At 28.0% G+C, this 16,538-nt stretch carries 19 protein-coding genes; 14 read left to right on the forward strand and 5 right to left on the reverse strand.

Annotated features, from left to right (window positions below):
• The coding region (locus AVBRAN9331_RS01680; RefSeq protein WP_336612291.1) for a S6 family peptidase at positions 1 to 831 on the reverse strand (831 nt) is incomplete at its 3' end.
• A gap of 164 nt (positions 832 to 995) precedes the next feature.
• Between AVBRAN9331_RS01680 and AVBRAN9331_RS01685 the strand changes: the two genes are divergently transcribed.
• From AVBRAN9331_RS01685 to AVBRAN9331_RS01730, 10 genes are all read left to right on the forward strand, one after another.
• Positions 996 to 1,475 (forward strand): phosphatidylglycerophosphatase A family protein, encoded by a 480-nt coding sequence (locus AVBRAN9331_RS01685; protein WP_214119583.1) that lies wholly within the window; start codon positions 996 to 998, stop codon positions 1,473 to 1,475.
• The gene (locus tag AVBRAN9331_RS01690) at positions 1,472 to 2,554 is read left to right on the forward strand and encodes an ABC transporter substrate-binding protein (RefSeq protein ID WP_214119584.1); all 1,083 of its coding nucleotides are present in this window, start codon (positions 1,472 to 1,474) and stop codon (positions 2,552 to 2,554) included. The genes AVBRAN9331_RS01685 and AVBRAN9331_RS01690 overlap by 4 nt, the downstream gene beginning before the upstream one ends.
• A 9-nt stretch (positions 2,555 to 2,563) precedes the next feature.
• A complete protein-coding gene (locus AVBRAN9331_RS01695) occupies positions 2,564 to 3,283 on the forward strand; it encodes a substrate-binding periplasmic protein (protein WP_214116433.1) in 720 nt (239 codons plus the stop codon).
• A complete protein-coding gene (locus AVBRAN9331_RS01700; protein ID WP_214116431.1) occupies positions 3,283 to 4,344 on the forward strand; it encodes an epoxyqueuosine reductase QueH in 1,062 nt (353 codons plus the stop codon). Before AVBRAN9331_RS01695 ends, AVBRAN9331_RS01700 begins: the two co-directional genes overlap by 1 nt.
• Positions 4,344 to 5,513, forward strand: coding sequence for a cation:proton antiporter (locus AVBRAN9331_RS01705; protein ID WP_214116421.1), 1,170 nt, complete (start codon positions 4,344 to 4,346; stop codon positions 5,511 to 5,513). The genes AVBRAN9331_RS01700 and AVBRAN9331_RS01705 overlap by 1 nt, the downstream gene beginning before the upstream one ends.
• Before the next feature lie 64 nt (positions 5,514 to 5,577).
• Positions 5,578 to 6,822, forward strand: a complete 1,245-nt coding sequence (locus AVBRAN9331_RS01710) for a citrate synthase (protein ID WP_214116418.1) — start codon at positions 5,578 to 5,580, stop codon at positions 6,820 to 6,822.
• A 168-nt stretch (positions 6,823 to 6,990) separates the two neighbouring features.
• Complete coding sequence (locus tag AVBRAN9331_RS01715) at positions 6,991 to 7,542, forward strand: DUF507 family protein (RefSeq protein WP_214116410.1); 552 nt, start codon at positions 6,991 to 6,993, stop codon at positions 7,540 to 7,542.
• Between the two features lie 20 nt (positions 7,543 to 7,562).
• On the forward strand, positions 7,563 to 8,165 hold the full coding sequence (locus tag AVBRAN9331_RS01720; protein WP_336606939.1) for a sulfite exporter TauE/SafE family protein: 603 nt from the start codon (positions 7,563 to 7,565) through the stop codon (positions 8,163 to 8,165).
• A 2-nt stretch (positions 8,166 to 8,167) separates the two neighbouring features.
• The gene (locus AVBRAN9331_RS01725) at positions 8,168 to 9,361 is read left to right on the forward strand and encodes a sensor histidine kinase (protein ID WP_214116408.1); all 1,194 of its coding nucleotides are present in this window, start codon (positions 8,168 to 8,170) and stop codon (positions 9,359 to 9,361) included.
• A complete protein-coding gene (locus AVBRAN9331_RS01730) occupies positions 9,355 to 9,999 on the forward strand; it encodes a response regulator transcription factor (RefSeq protein ID WP_214149904.1) in 645 nt (214 codons plus the stop codon). Before AVBRAN9331_RS01725 ends, AVBRAN9331_RS01730 begins: the two co-directional genes overlap by 7 nt.
• On the opposite strand, the gene AVBRAN9331_RS01735 is transcribed toward AVBRAN9331_RS01730, so the two are convergent.
• From AVBRAN9331_RS01735 to AVBRAN9331_RS01750, 4 genes are read right to left on the reverse strand one after another with little or no spacing between them, the layout of a single operon-like run.
• Complete coding sequence (locus AVBRAN9331_RS01735; protein ID WP_336612292.1) at positions 9,994 to 10,458, reverse strand: hypothetical protein; 465 nt, start codon at positions 10,456 to 10,458, stop codon at positions 9,994 to 9,996. The two genes, AVBRAN9331_RS01730 and AVBRAN9331_RS01735, sit on opposite strands and share 6 nt — an antisense overlap.
• Positions 10,459 to 10,461: 3 nt before the next feature.
• The gene (locus tag AVBRAN9331_RS01740; RefSeq protein WP_214149902.1) at positions 10,462 to 10,917 is read right to left on the reverse strand and encodes a molybdopterin synthase catalytic subunit; all 456 of its coding nucleotides are present in this window, start codon (positions 10,915 to 10,917) and stop codon (positions 10,462 to 10,464) included.
• A 2-nt stretch (positions 10,918 to 10,919) separates the two neighbouring features.
• Entirely contained in the window at positions 10,920 to 11,141 is a 222-nt protein-coding gene (locus AVBRAN9331_RS01745; protein ID WP_214116399.1) for a MoaD/ThiS family protein, read from the reverse strand.
• Positions 11,128 to 13,491, reverse strand: a complete 2,364-nt coding sequence (locus AVBRAN9331_RS01750; protein ID WP_336612293.1) for a putative bifunctional diguanylate cyclase/phosphodiesterase — start codon at positions 13,489 to 13,491, stop codon at positions 11,128 to 11,130. The genes AVBRAN9331_RS01745 and AVBRAN9331_RS01750 overlap by 14 nt, the downstream gene beginning before the upstream one ends.
• 70 nt (positions 13,492 to 13,561) lie before the next feature.
• Between AVBRAN9331_RS01750 and nspC the strand changes: the two genes are divergently transcribed.
• Genes nspC through yedF form a run of 4 tightly spaced genes read left to right on the forward strand, consistent with a single transcriptional unit; the run spans position 13,562 to position 16,537 of the window.
• Positions 13,562 to 14,722 (forward strand): carboxynorspermidine decarboxylase, encoded by a 1,161-nt coding sequence (gene nspC / locus AVBRAN9331_RS01755; protein WP_214119591.1) that lies wholly within the window; start codon positions 13,562 to 13,564, stop codon positions 14,720 to 14,722.
• Positions 14,723 to 14,770: 48 nt separating this feature from the next.
• Positions 14,771 to 15,658: a formate dehydrogenase subunit gamma gene (locus tag AVBRAN9331_RS01760; protein ID WP_442862286.1), complete on the forward strand. Its 888-nt coding sequence runs from the start codon at positions 14,771 to 14,773 to the stop codon at positions 15,656 to 15,658.
• Positions 15,648 to 15,992, forward strand: coding sequence for a winged helix-turn-helix domain-containing protein (locus AVBRAN9331_RS01765; protein ID WP_336612294.1), 345 nt, complete (start codon positions 15,648 to 15,650; stop codon positions 15,990 to 15,992). Before AVBRAN9331_RS01760 ends, AVBRAN9331_RS01765 begins: the two co-directional genes overlap by 11 nt.
• Positions 15,992 to 16,537 carry a sulfurtransferase-like selenium metabolism protein YedF gene (gene yedF / locus AVBRAN9331_RS01770; RefSeq protein WP_214149899.1) on the forward strand — a complete coding sequence of 182 codons (546 nt, stop codon included), beginning with the start codon at positions 15,992 to 15,994 and terminating at the stop codon, positions 16,535 to 16,537. Before AVBRAN9331_RS01765 ends, yedF begins: the two co-directional genes overlap by 1 nt.
• Position 16,538 lies beyond the last annotated feature (1 nt).

A 16,538-nucleotide genomic window follows, 5' to 3' on the forward strand; every position in this document is an offset into this window, starting at 1 on the left:
GTTTATATAAACTATCCCGCCTGTAAAATAATGCCCAGCTTCTGATATCATTGTTGAAGTTGTATTAATTCCATTTGGTTTTAAAGAAACTACCTTTTGAAGACCTGTTCCACTTCTTACAAACATAGTGTAGCGTGGATTTGGTGTTCTTATAACATTTCCATCTTGATCTGTTGTAACATTAGGAAAAAGCTCACCTTTATTTTCTTTATATTCTTTAGAATCAATAAAGCTAGTCCATTTTGTGCAGTTATCTTCGGTTTCGTTTGGATTTGCACAAGTTGAAATAAAATTATTAGCTTTATTAAAGTGTATATCATTTCCATTTTTATCGTATAAATCAATATTTATTACATCAGCTTTTTTATTGAGATTTACCTTGCTCATACGCATAGTTATAAAATCTTTTGTTTTACCATTATCAATATTATCTACCCATTCTTTAAAATTATTTGAAGTTTGAACTACTATTGTATTTACTCCACCAAATTGTAAATTTTGATATTTGCGTAATGCTTTTGGATTACTTGTTGCAGATTGAATCATATGAGCTGCTGTTATTACATTATTTGCTCCAATATTAGTAAATTCACCCTTTAATCTACCCGTTTTATTACTAGCACTAAAATCAATCATAGGCATAGAAGAAAAACTATCTACTTTCAAAGTCCCATCTTTAGAGCTTACGCTAAGCCCTGTTGTCCCTGCTTTAAATTTGCCTTTATTAGCACCAAAATCTAAATAATCTTGATACGAAAATCTACTATCAACGGCACTTGCATTTAAACTAGAATATAAAATACTCATTAAAATTATTGATTTTTTCAACATTTTTTTGCCTTTTTTTATAAAAAATAATCGTTATTTTATAATGTTTTTCTTAAATTAAAAATCATAGAATTTAAAAACGATATTTAAATTCTTTAAATCAAATTCTAAAAACAAATTATTCCTTAACTAACTTAAGATATTTTTCCAAATTACAAAGGATTTTAATGAAAGAAAAATTAGCAAAACTATATTTAACATTTTTTTATTCAGGTCTTAGTCCGTTTGCAAGTGGCACAATGGGGACTATTGCGGCATTACCATTTGCTTATTTGTTACTAATTTACACAGATAAAAGCACTTTAATGCTATTAAGTATTGCAATTTTTATTGCAAGTATTAAAATCATTGACGATTATGAAAAAACTCACGAACACGATGCTAAAGAAATAGTAATTGATGAGGTTTGTGGGGTTTTTTTGGCGATTGGTATGAGTTTTAACAACTCTTGGTGGCATTTTGCTTTAGCTTTTATCTTATTTAGGCTTTTTGATATAACTAAGCCAAGTATTATTGGTAAAGTTGATAAAAAGTTAAAAGGTGGCTTAGGCGTTATGCTTGATGATTTACTTGCAGGATTTTTTGCAGGTCTTTTATGCCTTGTAATTCAAGGAATTTATTTAAATTATTTAAAGGATTTATTATGAAAAAAAGTTTAATTTTATTAGCTTCTAGTGCGGCTTTTGCTTTAGATATTGGTGTAGTTTTACCACTTAGCGGTAGCGTTGCAGCGTATGGAAATGCGGCACTTAATGGAATAAAAGTAGCAAATGCAATGCAACCAACTTTAAAAAATGGAGAGCAAATCAATTTAAATATAGTTGATACAAAAGGCGATAAAATAGAAGCCATCACAGCAACTGAAAGAGTTTTACCAAAAGTTAGTGCAATAATTGGAGAAATGATTACTGCAAATACTATAGTGGTTATGAATACAGCTGAAGCGAAAAAAGTGCCTGTAATTGCACCAGCTGCTACAAATGATAAATTATTAAAAGGCAAAAATTACGCTGCTAGAGTGTGCTTTAATGATAGTTTTCAAGGCGAAGCTATGGCAAAATATTTATTAGCTCAAGGTAAAAAAACAGCAGTAATTGTAAAAGACCAAGCGACTGATTATTCACTAGGTTTATCAAAAGCTTACAAAAAAGAATTTGTTCAAGGTGGTGGAGAAATATTAAAAGAATTAATCATTACAAGTGGAGATAAAGATTTTAACGCTATTTCAGCTCAAATTGCTAGTTTAAATCCTGATGTAGTGTATTTGCCACTTTATTATCAAGAAGCAGCACTTTTTGTAAGACAAGCAAAAATAGCAGGTGTTAAAAGTATAATCGCTAGTGCTGATGGGGTTGCTGATGAGCAATTTATCAAACTTGCAGCAGAGTATTCAAACAATCATTTATATACAGATAGCTTTGATGCAAATGTTCCACCAACAGAACTTAGCAAAAAATATTTAGCAGAATATGCAAAAGCTTATAATGGAAGTCTTCCATCAAATTTTGCTGCAATGGGTGCTGATGCTTATTTTGTATTAGTAGAAGCTGCAAATCGTTGCGAGCAAATCACTAGCGAATGTATAAATCAAGAGATTAAAAAAACTAAAGATTACGAAGGCGTTAGTGGAATTATTAGCATAGATAGCACAGGAGAGACAAAAAGGTCTTTAATTATTAAAGAAGTAGTAAATGAAAACGCAGTTTATAAAGATAGCGTAAAGTAAGGGAGCAAAATGAAAAAAATATTATTTTCTTTAGCATTATTAACAAGTATGAGTGCTGATATTTTAAGAGTAGCAACAGCACCTAATTATCCGCCTTATGAATATTTAGAGAACAACGAATTAAAAGGCTTTGATGTTGATATTATTAAAGAAATTGCTAAAAGAAATAATTTAGAAGTGGAGTTTAAATATATGGATTTTGACGGATTAATCCCAAGTCTTAAGAGCAATAAAGTGGATTTAATCGGAGCAATTATGAAAAAAACTCCAGCAAGAGCTAAGGCAGTAGAATTTACAATTAATTTTAAAGATAGTTCTAATTATTTCATAAAAAGAATAGAAAATAATGAAAATCAAGAAATTAAAAATTGTAAAGATTTAGATTTTACTAATACGCTTTTTGGGGCTGAACTTGGCTCGGTGCAATATGATATAGCAAAAAAATCTAGCCAAAAAGAAGTAAAAGGCTTTGCAAATTCTAGCATTAGCATACTTTCATTACAAAGCAAAAAAATAGATGCTATAGTATTAGATAAGGTTGCTGCAGTTAATTTTTTAAATAAAAATCCTGATTTGCAAGTAGTTTGCGAGTATAAAGATGAAGACTCACAAGGATTTGCCGTAAATAAAGGTAATACAAAATTACTTGAGATAATAAATAAAAGCCTACAAGAAATGCTAGATGATGGCACAATAAATGAAATTAGTAAAAAGTATAAAATAAATTAATGCTAGTTCATATTTGTTGTAGCGTTGATTCGCACTTTTTTTTGCAAGAATTAAGAAAATTAATGCCTGATGAAGAACTCATCGGGTATTTTTATGACCCAAATATTCATCCTTTTAGCGAATATGAATTAAGATATTTTGATGTAGCAAGGTCTTGTAAAAAGCTTGGTATTAAGCTAATTAAAGGTGAATATGATTATGCTGAATGGTTTAATTATGTAAAAGGCTATGAAAATGAGCCTGAGCGTGGGAAGAGATGTTCTAAATGTTTTGATTTTAGAATGCAAAGTTCTGTTGAAATGGCTTTAAAATTAGGGCAAAAAACATTTACAACCACACTTTTATGCTCTCCTAAAAAAGATTTAGAGCAATTAAGAGTATCTATGCAAGAAGCTTTAAAAGGGACTGATTTAGAGTTTTTTTGTGTTGATTTTAGAAAAGATGGTGGAACTCAAAGGCAATTAAAATTAGCAAAAGATGATTTATTGTATCATCAAAATTATTGTGGCTGTATTTACGGCTTAGCTCAACAAAAAAGCGAAGAGCATTTGATAAAAGAATTAAGCTCAAGTATATATAAAAATCAAATTCTACCTGGCTCAATAGAAGAAAAATTGCAATTTTTTAAAAAAGTCGTAAGATTAGAAAGCAAAAATCAACAATTTAGCATTATTAGAGAAAAGTTTTTAAATTATCGTTTGCTTTATGCAAGAATTAAAGCTAATAAAAATACTGCAAAAGCTTTTGTTTTGTTTTATTCGCATTTTAAATCACGCAAAATTAATCTAAGTCTTGACATAAGTAAAGAGCTAATAATGTGTAATAAAGATGAATTATGTGTAATATCATTTAAAAAAGCGAATGAATTTTTTAAATACGAAAATTATGAAGAATTTTTAAAAAATCCACCAAGTATTAAAAAGCAAATAAGCTTTAGAGCAAAATTATTTAATCACTATAACCTAAGTCCTATTATAATTATTGAAAATATCCCCGAAAAAATTGAAATAATTGCAAAAAGCATAATTTTTGAGGATACTAGATTTATACAAGGAAATTAATGGAACTTAGCTCAAATGATTTAAATATTTTATTATTTATATCTTTTGTTGTTTTTTCATCGCCTTATATAGCAAAGCTTACTAGCTTACCTATTTTAGCGGTTGAAATTATTTTAGGAAGTATTGCTGGTGCTATTGGAATAATCACAAAAACACCTGCTTTTACCCTAGCTTCTCATATTGGATTTTGCTATTTAATGTTTATAGCAGGGCTTGAAGTAAGCCTTAAAGAATTTATAAAATTAAATGCAAATGAGCTAAAAAAAATATCTTTATTTTATTTAATTCTTTACGCTTTAGCTATTAGTATTTCATTGATACTAAAACTTAGCTTAGTAGTTGCAATAATAATTCCTGTTATGAGTATAGGGCTTATTAGTATTTTATATAAAGAATACGAAATTACTCCAAAATGGCTTAGTTTTACTATGGTTTTAGCAGCACTTGGCGAAGTAATAAGCATTGTTTTAATAACTCTTTTAAATAGCTTTTCAAACTCAAGTAGCACAATGCAAGTTGTTACTTCTGTATTGTCAATACTATTCTTTTTAGGGATTTTTGTTGTAATTTATTATATTTTTAATGCGATTTTTTGGTGGTTACCTTGGCTTAAAGAAATTTTAATGCCTGATTATGATAAAGCAGAGCGTAATGTAAGGCTTAGTCTTGCATTGTGGATGCTAGCAGTTGCTTTAATGCTTTATTTTGATTTTGAAATAGCTTTAGGAGCGTTTTTAGCTGGTATGTTTATATCTAGCTTTTTTGGGCATAAAAAGGATTTAGAGCATAAATTAAGCTCATTAGGACACCCTTTTTTAATACCTATATTTTTCGTATATGTTGGGCTAAGTCTTGATTTTAGCTTGGTTAATAAAGAGCTTATATTAATGTCATTTGCTATTATTCTTACTATGTTAGTTTGTAGAATAATTAGTTCTTTTGTATTTTATAAAGACTTTAAAATATCTTGCATTTTATTAGCTTTTACATCTTGTATGCCGCTTACTTTATTAATCGCAATTGCAACTTTAGGAATGAAATTAAACTTAATTGATAATTCTTTTTATTTAGCTTTGGTTTTATCATCTTTAATTGAAGCTGTCATATTTATGTGGGCTATTCCTAAAATTTCGTTACTTATTGAAACACATAAGCAAAAATCTAAGTAAGTTTTTTACAATATTTCACAAATTCCTTTTAAAATATACATAACTATTAAAAAAGGAGTTAAAAATGGAAAAAGCAAAATTAATTTACGATGGTAAAGAATTTGAATTTGATGTATTAAGTGGAACTAGAGGTGCAAAATCAATTGATTTTTCGTCTTTATATTCAAAAACAGGTGCATTTTCTTATGATGAAGGATTAACTAGCACTGCAACTTGTAAATCAAGTATTACTTATATTGATGGAGAAGCAGGAGAATTAAGGCATCGTGGTTATTCTATTGAATGGCTAGCAGAAAATAAAACTTTTTTAGATGTAGTGCATTTATTATTACATAAAGAATTACCAAGTCCTGAAAGATTAGAAGCGTTTAGATATGAGCTTAAAAAAAGAAGCTTTATTCACGAAGGTATGCATAAATTGTTTGACGCTTTCCCTGACAATGCTCATCCTATGGCAGTTATGCAAGCAGCAGTTGCAGCACTTTCAACATTTTATCCTGACCATTTAAATATGGATAAGCACGAAGATTATATGGAAATGGCAGCCAGAATCGTAGCAAAAATACCAACAATAGCCGCTAGTGCGTATCGCTATAAAAATGGCTTTCCTATGGCATATCCTAATCTTGATCGTGGATTTACCGAAAACTTTTTATATATGCTAAGAACCTATCCATACGAGCATGTAAATCTAAGACCTATTGAGGTAAAAGCACTAGATACGGTTTTAATGCTTCATGCTGATCACGAACAAAATGCAAGCACAAGTGTAGTGCGTTCAGTCGGTAGCACTCACGCTCACCCATATAGCTGTATAAGTTCAGCAATTGGCGCATTGTGGGGACACGCACACGGGGGTGCTAATGAAGGTGTGATTAGAATGCTTGAGACAATTGGCACACCTGATAGAGTTGATGAGTTTATTAAAAGAGCAAAAGATAAGAATGATCCATTTAGACTAATGGGCTTTGGACATAGAGTTTATAAAAACTTTGACCCTAGAGCAAAAGTTCTTAAAAAACTAAGAGACCAATTAATTAGTGAAATTGGAATTGATGCAAACTTTGTAAAAGTTGCAACTAGAATTGAAGAAATCGCATTAAATGATGAGTATTTTGTAAGCCGTGGATTATATCCGAATGTTGATTTTCATAGCGGCTTAATCTTAAAAGCTCTAGGAATTCCAAATGAAATGTTTGCGGTATTATTCGTAGTAGGTAGAATTCCTGGCTGGATTTCACAACTAATTGAACAAAAAGAAAGCCCATTAAAAATAGTTCGCCCAAGACAAATTTATATAGGCGATTAAAAGAATTTGAATTCGGAATTTCCGAATTCAAATCAATGCTTCAAAACTCTTAAAAAGCTTAATATTAAGGCATTTTAAAAATTATCAAAAGTTAAAAATTAATTATTATTGTTATATTCATTTTTACTAATATATTTTATAATGAAGAAAAATAAAAAAGGATTAAAAATGCGTATTAGACAACCACATATTCCTTATGTTTCAAATAAAATTTCAATAGATTTATTAAACTCAAAATTTGTAAAATTAGTAAATGGTTTAGAGCCAGTTAAAGAAGTAGTTTCAAAAATTATTACAGCCTTAGTATTAAAAGAAAAATCACTTGATGAGAAGGTAAATGAGATTTTAGCAGAGCAAGAAAGCCAAATGGATTTAATGCAAGTTGATAGAAAAAATATGTTTTGGTTACTTAAGAAAAAACTAGCAGATGAATATAAAATCCAAATGAATTATGAAGATAGATATAATGCCTTATCTCACGCTATTTTGGACGCTTTGGTTGATGAAGATTTAATCAATTTTAATGTATCAGAAAATAGAGTAAAAAATGTGATTTATTCAAGTATGATTGAATACTTAAAAACTTACGAAGATATTGAAGACCTAGTATTTGATAAAATTAATAATTACAAAAGAAAAATCGTTCCTGGTAGCGAAGAATACGATTTAATTTACGAAAAGCTTTATGAAGAAGAGCTTAAAAAAAGGAAGATGTTATAAACAATCTTCTTAGCACTTTTGTGCTAGGACTAGGTCTTAGTCTTACTCATTGTTTTTTTATGTGTGGTGGAATAATTCTTTTATTCAACCACAAAAAGAGTAATTTTTTTGATATTTTTATATATCATTTTAGTAGAATTTGTGCTTATATTTTAATAGGTCTTATAGCTTATTTTTTAGGTTATTTTTTAAATTCTTTAAACTTACAAGTATTTTTATATTTTATCTTAGGTGCTTTTTGCGTTGTTTTAGGATTTGCTTTAATTGTTAAGGGACAACTACTAGCTTTTATAGAAAATCAATTCATATATAAAAAAATAATGGTATTTTTAAACAATAAAAAAACTTCAAAATATAAAGGCTTTATATTTGGCTTTTTAAATGGATTTTTTCCTTGTGGTTTAGTATATTTTTTCGTAGCAAAATCAATGATTGCAAAAAGCGTTAATGAAGCTTGGCTTAATATGTTAATTTTTGGGCTTAGCACTCTTCCTGCTATGCTTTTAGGCTCTATATTTATAAATAAAATTAGAAAAATTAAAAATATTCAATATTTATTTTTTGCTTTAATTATTGTTTATGGATTTTATTTGTGCTTTTTAGCACTTAAATTAAGTAGGTAAAAATGTATAGATTAAATGAATATAAAAATGCAATTGAAAACACAAATATAGTTTCAAAAACAGATATAAATGGGATTATTACCTTTGTAAATGAAGAATTTTGCAATCTTTGTGGTTTTAGTGAAGATGAACTACTAGGACAAAATCACAATATTATCCGCCACCCTGATACGCCTAAGAGTGCTTTTAAAAAATTATGGGATACTATTTTAGCTGGGCGTGTTCATAAAGGAGTGGTTAAAAATAAAAAGAAAAATGGGGATTTTTTCTACGCACAAACAACAATAATTCCAATTTTTGATGAAGATGGAACAATATTTGAATTTATAGCTATTAGACACGATGTTACTAAACTTTTTACCTTAAATGAAGAGCTTGTTGCAACTAAACAAAAGCTAATGCAATTAAATGAGAATTTAGAACAAGTCGTAGCTCAAAAGACAAATTCTTTAAAAATACTCAATGAGAATTTAGAAAAGAAAATAGAAGACGCAATAGCAATCAATAACGCTCAACAAAAAATAATATTTCAGCAAAATCGCCAAGTTATCTTAGGACAAATGCTAGAAAATATAGCTCATCAATGGAGACAACCTTTAAATGAATTATCTTTAGCTATTTATTTATTGCATAACGAAAAAAAAGATAAACATTATAAATTATGTCAAAAATTAATCCAAAATATGAGCCAAACTATTAATGATTTTAGGGACTTTATTAATCCTAATACGCCTTTAGAAAAGCATAATTTAATTAAAGTAATTAAGCATAGTTTATACATAAGCTATCAAGCATTGAAAAAAAATAATATAAAAACTACATTTGATATTGATATTAAAAAATGCTGTTTGTTATGTAATTTTAATGAATTAGTGCAAGTTCTTGTAAATATTATAAATAATGCTAAAGATGCTTTTTTAGAACAAGAACTAGATGATAAAATACTACATTTTAAAGTATTTAAAGAAAAAAAGAATTTGATTTTGCAAATTAGCGATAATGCAGGGGCAATTCCTTCTAATATAATAGAGCATATATTTGACCCATATTTTACAACTAAACACAAAAAACAAGGCGTAGGACTTGGGCTTTACATTTGTAAGCAAATTTTAAATAAAATAAATGCAGATATAAGATGTTTTAACAAGGGCAATTGTGCATATTTTGAACTTATTTTTAAAGGAGAAGAATGTTAAGTTTATTAATTGTTGAAGATGAGAAAAATATAGCTCATCTAATGGGAGATATTTTAGCACCTTTGTTTTATGAAGTGCATTACGCTCAAGATGGCTTAAGTGGATTAAATAAATTTAAAAAACTTCGTCCTGATATAGTAATTTGTGATGTATTAATGCCGCTAAAAGATGGTTTAAGCCTTGCAAAAAGCATTAAAGACCTAAGCCCAAATACGCCTATTATAGTAATTTCAGCTCATAGTGATAAAGAAAAATTACTAAAAGCTATTGATGTTAATGTGAATAAGTATTTAATCAAACCTGTAATTCCAGAAGAATTAATCGCAAGTGTAAAAAGCTTGGTTTCTAATATGAGTAAAGTTACTAAAATGGGAGATTATTCAATTGATTATATGAAATCAACTTTTAAAACATTAGAATTTGAAGTTGAACTTACAAAAAAAGAACTAGCTTTATTAAAAGCACTTAGTGAGCCAATTGGTAGGGTTGTAAGCCTTGATGAGATAAAAGAGGTTTGCTGGGGTAAAAGTGATGTAAAAGATGGTTCGGTAAGAACATTTATAAAGCGTTTTAGAGATAAATTGGGTGTAAATATTATAAAAAATATTACTTCAACAGGTTATAAAATAGTTTTATAATATAGAATTATCGTATTTAATACCCATTCTAATAAATATAGTATTAGAATTGCTTATATTAACACTTACAGCTTCATCGCCCGGAGTGTCTTTGCCTATTAATAGCGATTTCACAGAATCATAACTTAATAATGTAGAACATAATTCCCCTGGTTTTTCAATTTTTTTAACTATCAAAAAATCTCTAAAAGTGCTAAAGTGTAAGCATTTTTCAGATTTAACAAAAAACCACATATCCTTATCAAGCCCTACTTTAGTCATCAATGGAATATCTATAAAATTTTCATTATTAGAATAATATGTATCTACATCATTAATCAATGTAGCTAAGTTTCTGATTGATTTTGACATTTCTGCTTCATTTTTTGAATTATATATCTTAAGACCTAGTAAAATAAGTAACGCAAGTACCACAATACATACAATAATAATTTCTATTACTAATGCTTTTTTATTCATTACTTAATCTTCCTTGCTGCTTAAAAGACCTGCGTTAGGCAACTTAAAGCTTCTATCCTTTGCATAAATTCTTTGATTATTAATTAAATCGTATTTCCAAATAGGTGCATTTTGCTTAAAATCTTCAATAAACTTAGCAAATATATCTAAGCCGTTTTTTCTATGTGAGCTTGCAATCCCTGCAAAATAAGAGCATTCACCTACTAATACATCTCCTTTTGCATGTGCAAAAAATAATCTAATATTTAAATTCCTAGTTTTCTCACACCAATCATCAAACCATTTTTTTAAAATTGGCTCATATATATCAAAACTAAGACCGCTAATATTGCCTTCTGCTCTAATTATCCCGCTAAAACTTAAAAATGCTCCATAATTTAACTCTTTGCAAATTCCACAAAATTCACTATATAAAGCTTTTTCATCAAGAGCATTATTAAATATTTGAAATTCTTTCACGCTCAACCACCACAAACAGGAGGCAGTATGCTTACTACATCGTTATCTTTTAATGCAATATCTAAACTATCTATGAAATTATCATTTATAGCAATAGCACTAATCTCTAACCATTCTTTTAAATCTTCAATTTTCAATAACTCATTTTTTAATTCACGAACATTTTTTACATTTAATTCAATAGAATTTTTATTAATAGGTCCTAAAAAATTAATCTTTACCATTTTCATATACCTTTTCTAATAAAATATTTTCAGGAACAGGTCTGCTAAAATAATACCCTTGATACTCATCGCAACCTAAGTGTTTTAAGAAATTTAAAATCTCAATATTTTCTACACCTTCAGCTACTGAGCGTTTATTTAAAGATTTAATAACATTTACAATAAACTCAACCAATCTTCTATTTTTTTCATTAGTATCTATATTTTGTATAAAACATTTATCAATTTTAACAACATCAAAATCTAAATCTTGGTCATTTAAATAAGATAAAGAACTATACCCTTTACCAAAATCGTCCATTGATAAACCTACATTAAGTTTTTTGATTTTATCAATAATAGCCTTACTTGTTGCATTTTCTATTGAAAAGCTTTCTGTGATTTCAAATTCAATTAATCTTGGCGGTATGCCTTGAATGTTTTTTTCTATTGTATGAACTATTCCTTCGCTTAAAAGCTGCTTGGTGCTTAGATTTATACTAAGTTTTAATTCAAGACCTTTTTCTAACCATCTTCTTTGAGCTTCACAAGCCATTTTAATAATTTCATTACCTAAAGTAATAATTAAATTACTTCTTTCGCAAATTCCTATAAATTGGTCTGGAAATATTAATTTATCTCCTTTTTGCCATCTAACAAGAGCTTCTGCTCCTATAATTTTGCCAGATTTTACATCTACTTTTGGCTGATAATATAATAAGAATTCTTTATTTACAATACCATTTCTTATATCTTGTTGTAGCTTTAAATTAGCTTCATTTTGTTTGCCAATTTCTGCCGTATAACCAAATATCCAATTATCTCCACTAGCTTTATCATTTTCTATTGCTAAATCAGCATTTCCTATACATTCGTGTAAATTCTTGCTATCTTTTGGATATATACTAAATCCAACTCTAGCATTAATTTTAAATGGCTCATATTCTATTAAATCATCATTTGAATTAATTTTAATGCTTCTTGCGGTTAGTTTTTGATGATATTTTTTAGCTAATGTAAAATAATCTTCATTTTTATCTACTTCAATTACTAATAAAAACTCATCAGCACTAACCCTAGCAAGGCATTCAAAAGTAGTTTTATTTTGTATAAATTTATATTTATCATATTTTATAAAGTCTAAGCTCTCAAAATGTTCATTATCTCCTGTTGCTATACCTTTTAAGGTTGTATAAAGTCTATAAGCTACGATTTTTAAAACTTCATCACCAAAACTTCTTCCATACATTGAGTTATAAATTCTGAAATTATCTATGTTAAAAAATAAAAATAATAATACCTTATTATCTTTTTTTACATAATTATCAAGGCTTTCAGTAACACTTATCATATTCATTAGACCGGTAATATTATCAATATACGCTTGTTTTTTGATATTCCCGTCTTTGGCTTGAATTTGTCTTATAAATCTAAGTAAAGCATAACTTAAAGTTCTAAATTCCTTAAATGCAAAATCACTATTTAATTGTTTATTCTTATTAAAATTAGATATATGTTTATTTAATGCTACATCAAAATGCTTAGTAGCTAATTCTATTTGCGCTCTTACTTCTTTCTTCTTTCTTATTATATATACCAAAATGCCTAAAAATCCAATTAATATAGAGCAACCTAAAAACGCACCTTGTATTAATGCCGATTCAAATCTTTTACTTTTTACTTCTTCTAAAGCTTCTTTTAATACATCACTTTTAACGGTAAATTCTAAAGCCAACCACCAATTTTTATCATAGCAAGTGTAAGCTTCATTTTCATATACACAATACCATCTTTCATTACCTAAAAAATTAAAATTATCATCTAATCTTTTTGCATTAAAATAAGAAAGTTGAGCATTGTGAAGATTTTTAATATTATTTAATGCTACTACCCTTTGAGTTTCTTCATATTTTTTAGGATTTAAAGTAACTCTTAATATTTTTTTATTATCTAATTCAACATACCTAGCGTAGTAATAATAAGTCGGGTCAATTCCATCAAAAACGTCAATATCAATAGGATAACCCATGTTTGCTTTTAAAAATTCTAAAGCTTTTTGTTTATCTTCGTGAGTGTTTAAATAATTTAATGCGAAATTGTAAGCACTATCTACAAATTCTTTGGCACTATCGTCTAAATATGAAAATTCTGCATCTAAATATTTTTTAATATTTTTAAGTTCTTCTTTGATATATTTATTTGATGATAAATTGATTTGTTCGTTATATTCTTGTTCTAGGCTATTTACTTCTTCCGTATAACTTGATTTAATAACAAATATTCCAACGCTAAAAATTAACGCAAAAAATATTATTGAATAAAGAGTTAAGCTCTTTATTGATTCTTCTAAAATTGACTTTCTTTCTTTCATAAAATACCTAATATATGATAAATTTAATATGATATTATAGCAAAATTATTAATACCGAAAGGAAATTGTAATGAAATATATTGAAAATAATATTAAAACACCAGCTTACATTTGCTACGAAAGCAAACTAAAAAATAACCTTGAAATCTTTAAAAAAATTCAAGAAGAAAGTGGAGTTAAAGTCTTATTAGCTTTAAAAGGATTTGCATTTAGTGCTGCTATGCCTTTAATTAAAAATTACTTAAAAGGTTGCACTTGCAGTGGGTTGTGGGAAGCAAAATTTGCTAAAGAATTTGTAGATAAAGAAATCCACACTTACGCACCAGCATTTAGCAATGACGATTTAGAAGAAATATTAAATCTTAGTCATCACATAGTAGTTAATTCATTGAATGAATATAAAAAAGTTATAAATCATAAAAACTATAAAAATCAATCTTTAGGAATTCGCTGTAATTTAGAGTTTTCAGTAGCTCCAAAAGAAATTTATAATCCTTGCGGCAAATTCTCAAGGCTTGGCATTAAAGCAAAGGATTTATTAGATAGCGAAATAATAGTTGATGGGCTACATTTTCACGCTTTATGCGAAGAGAGTTTTGAGAGTTTAGAAAAAGTCTTTAAAGTATTTGAAGATAATTTCTTAAAACCATATCTAGCAAAACACCCATTAAAATGGATTAATTTTGGTGGCGGTCATCATATCACAAAAAAAGGCTATAAAGTAGAAGAATTAATTCAATTCTTAAAAGCTATTAAATCAAAATATAATCTTGAAATATACCTTGAACCAGGAGAAGCTATTGGTTGGCAAACGGGGGATTTAATAGCTAGTGTTTTAGATATTGTTGAAAATGAGAAAAAAATAGCAATTTTAGATATTTGTGCTGAAGCTCATATGCCTGATACTATCATTATGCCTTACACTAGCGAAGTAAAAAATGCAAAAATCCTAGCAAGTCGTGATGAATTAGCAAAAACACAAAGCACTAAAAATAGCTATCTTTTAACAGGTAATTCTTGCCTTGCAGGAGATATTATGGGTGAATATGAGTTTAATCAAGAACTAAATATAGGAGATAAGATAATATTTTGCGACCAAATTCATTACACAATAGTAAAAAATACAACTTTTAACGGAGTAAAATTACCAAGTTTAATTTATGTTGGTGAAGATGGTAGCATTAAAAGTCAAAAAGAATTTAATTTTAATGACTATTCAAGGAGAAATTAAAAATATTTTGATATAAATTAAAGAATAAAATCATTTTAGGAAGATATTATGAAAAAGTTTTTTGTATTAGCATTTTTATTTACCTGTTTAAATGCTAGTGATTTAACAACTACAGGAAGAGTTGCTAATATTACTAGCTATGAATTAGGAGAAATTTGGACAATATTAGCATCAAGTTATATTGCTTCACTTGCTTTAATTGTCTTAATTGCAGTGCTTTGTGCGTTTTCATTACATTATATGGTAATAGGACCTAAAACATTTAGTCACGAAGGCAAAAAAATATATGCCTTTTCATTATTTGAGCGTGGTTTTCATTTCATTGCTGCACTTGCTTGGATTATATTAATTCCAACAGGCTTAATTATTATGAATGGTCATTATTTTGGTGGTGGAGTATTTGTTAGACTTTGTAAAAATCTTCACGGAGTTGCTACTATTTTATTTTTTATCTCAATTATTCCTATGTTTTTTTGTTGGATTAAAAGAATGTTACCTGCTAGTTATGACATAAAATGGCTTATGATAGTAGGTGGATATTTAAGCAAGGTTAAAAGACCTGTTCCAGCGGGAAAATATAATTTCGGTCAAAAAATGTGGTATTACATAGCCGTTTTTGGTGGAGCTATTATGATAATTACTGGTGCGTTTATGTTCTTTTTAGATTTTCAGAGCGAATTTTTACAAAATATGTTAGGAATTAGTCATATTAATATTTTAAGACTTAGTGCAATAGTTCATAATATCTTAGGCATTGTTTGTGCTGCTATGTTTTTCGTGCATTTATATATGGCTGTATTTGCTATCAAAGGCTCAATTCACGCAATGATAACAGGATATAAAGAAGAAGAAGAAGTATATATTTTGCATTCTTATTGGTATAAAGAACTTACAAAAAATGGAAAAATAACACCGAGTTATAGCTATGAAAAATAAAACACCTAAAATCAAATTCTGGTTAGAAGAAAACGGCGAAATTTTTGGAAAAGGTAATTATGAGATATTAAAAGCCATAGAAAAATTTGGCTCAATTAATGAGAGCTCAAAACAACTTCATATGAGTTATAAAAAGGCTTGGACTAAGAAAACTAGCACAGAAAAATTTTTAGGCGGAGATATATTTATTAGCAAAAAAGGAGCTAGTAAAGATAGCGGAACTATTCTTAGCCCTAAGGCTTTAGAATTTATGAAAAATTATGAATTATTAGAAAAAGAATTAGAAGAATTTTTAGAAAAAAGATTTAACGAACTATTTAAAAAGGAAGAATAATGAAACTAGATTTTAGCGGCAAGGCTTGTCCGATACCTGTAATTGAAACAAAAAAAACATTAATTAATTTAGCAATTAATGATGAGTTAGAAATAATAGTTGATAACGAAGCAGCAAAAGAAAATATCCAAAGATTGCTTAAGAATTTAAATCAAGAATTTGAGCTTAATGGATTTTGCTTTAAATTAAGAAAAAGCGAAATAAAAAGCTCAAAAGATGAAGCAAAACAACAAGAAGGAATATTTTTAAAATCTTTAAAAGTTGGCGAAGGCGAATTAGGAGCAATGCTTTTAATTGGATTTTTAACTGCTGTAAAAGAAAGAAAAATTCAAAAAGTTGTATTAATAAACGAAGCAGTTTTTATAGCTTGTGATGATACCCATCCAGCATTTAATGCTTTAAAAGCTTTAAGTGATGATGGAGTTGATATTTTATGTTGTGCGAATTGCTTAAATTATTTTCAAGTTAGTCCAAAAATTGGTAGAAGTTCAAACGCAGTTGAGATAATAGATACTTTATTTGAAACAAAAATGGTAAATCTATGAA

Source organism: Campylobacter sp. RM9331, from assembly GCF_020137685.1.
GTDB lineage: Bacteria > Campylobacterota > Campylobacteria > Campylobacterales > Campylobacteraceae > Campylobacter_E.

Excerpts from the sequence above, each read along its gene's own strand:
- AVBRAN9331_RS01685 (WP_214119583.1), top strand. The coding sequence starts at position 996 with ATGAAAGAAAAATTAGCAAAACTATATTTAACATTTTTTTATTCAGGT.
- AVBRAN9331_RS01690 (WP_214119584.1), top strand. The coding sequence starts at position 1,472 with ATGAAAAAAAGTTTAATTTTATTAGCTTCTAGTGCGGCTTTTGCTTTA.
- AVBRAN9331_RS01695 (WP_214116433.1), top strand. The coding sequence starts at position 2,564 with ATGAAAAAAATATTATTTTCTTTAGCATTATTAACAAGTATGAGTGCT.
- AVBRAN9331_RS01700 (WP_214116431.1), top strand. The coding sequence starts at position 3,283 with ATGCTAGTTCATATTTGTTGTAGCGTTGATTCGCACTTTTTTTTGCAA.
- AVBRAN9331_RS01705 (WP_214116421.1), top strand. The coding sequence starts at position 4,344 with ATGGAACTTAGCTCAAATGATTTAAATATTTTATTATTTATATCTTTT.
- AVBRAN9331_RS01710 (WP_214116418.1), top strand. The coding sequence starts at position 5,578 with ATGGAAAAAGCAAAATTAATTTACGATGGTAAAGAATTTGAATTTGAT.
- AVBRAN9331_RS01715 (WP_214116410.1), top strand. The coding sequence starts at position 6,991 with ATGCGTATTAGACAACCACATATTCCTTATGTTTCAAATAAAATTTCA.
- AVBRAN9331_RS01725 (WP_214116408.1), top strand. The coding sequence starts at position 8,168 with ATGTATAGATTAAATGAATATAAAAATGCAATTGAAAACACAAATATA.
- AVBRAN9331_RS01730 (WP_214149904.1), top strand. The coding sequence starts at position 9,355 with ATGTTAAGTTTATTAATTGTTGAAGATGAGAAAAATATAGCTCATCTA.
- AVBRAN9331_RS01735 (WP_336612292.1), bottom strand. The coding sequence starts at position 10,458 with ATGAATAAAAAAGCATTAGTAATAGAAATTATTATTGTATGTATTGTG.
- AVBRAN9331_RS01745 (WP_214116399.1), bottom strand. The coding sequence starts at position 11,141 with ATGGTAAAGATTAATTTTTTAGGACCTATTAATAAAAATTCTATTGAA.
- AVBRAN9331_RS01750 (WP_336612293.1), bottom strand. The coding sequence starts at position 13,491 with ATGAAAGAAAGAAAGTCAATTTTAGAAGAATCAATAAAGAGCTTAACT.
- nspC (WP_214119591.1), top strand. The coding sequence starts at position 13,562 with ATGAAATATATTGAAAATAATATTAAAACACCAGCTTACATTTGCTAC.
- AVBRAN9331_RS01760 (WP_442862286.1), top strand. The coding sequence starts at position 14,771 with ATGAAAAAGTTTTTTGTATTAGCATTTTTATTTACCTGTTTAAATGCT.
- AVBRAN9331_RS01765 (WP_336612294.1), top strand. The coding sequence starts at position 15,648 with ATGAAAAATAAAACACCTAAAATCAAATTCTGGTTAGAAGAAAACGGC.
- yedF (WP_214149899.1), top strand. The coding sequence starts at position 15,992 with ATGAAACTAGATTTTAGCGGCAAGGCTTGTCCGATACCTGTAATTGAA.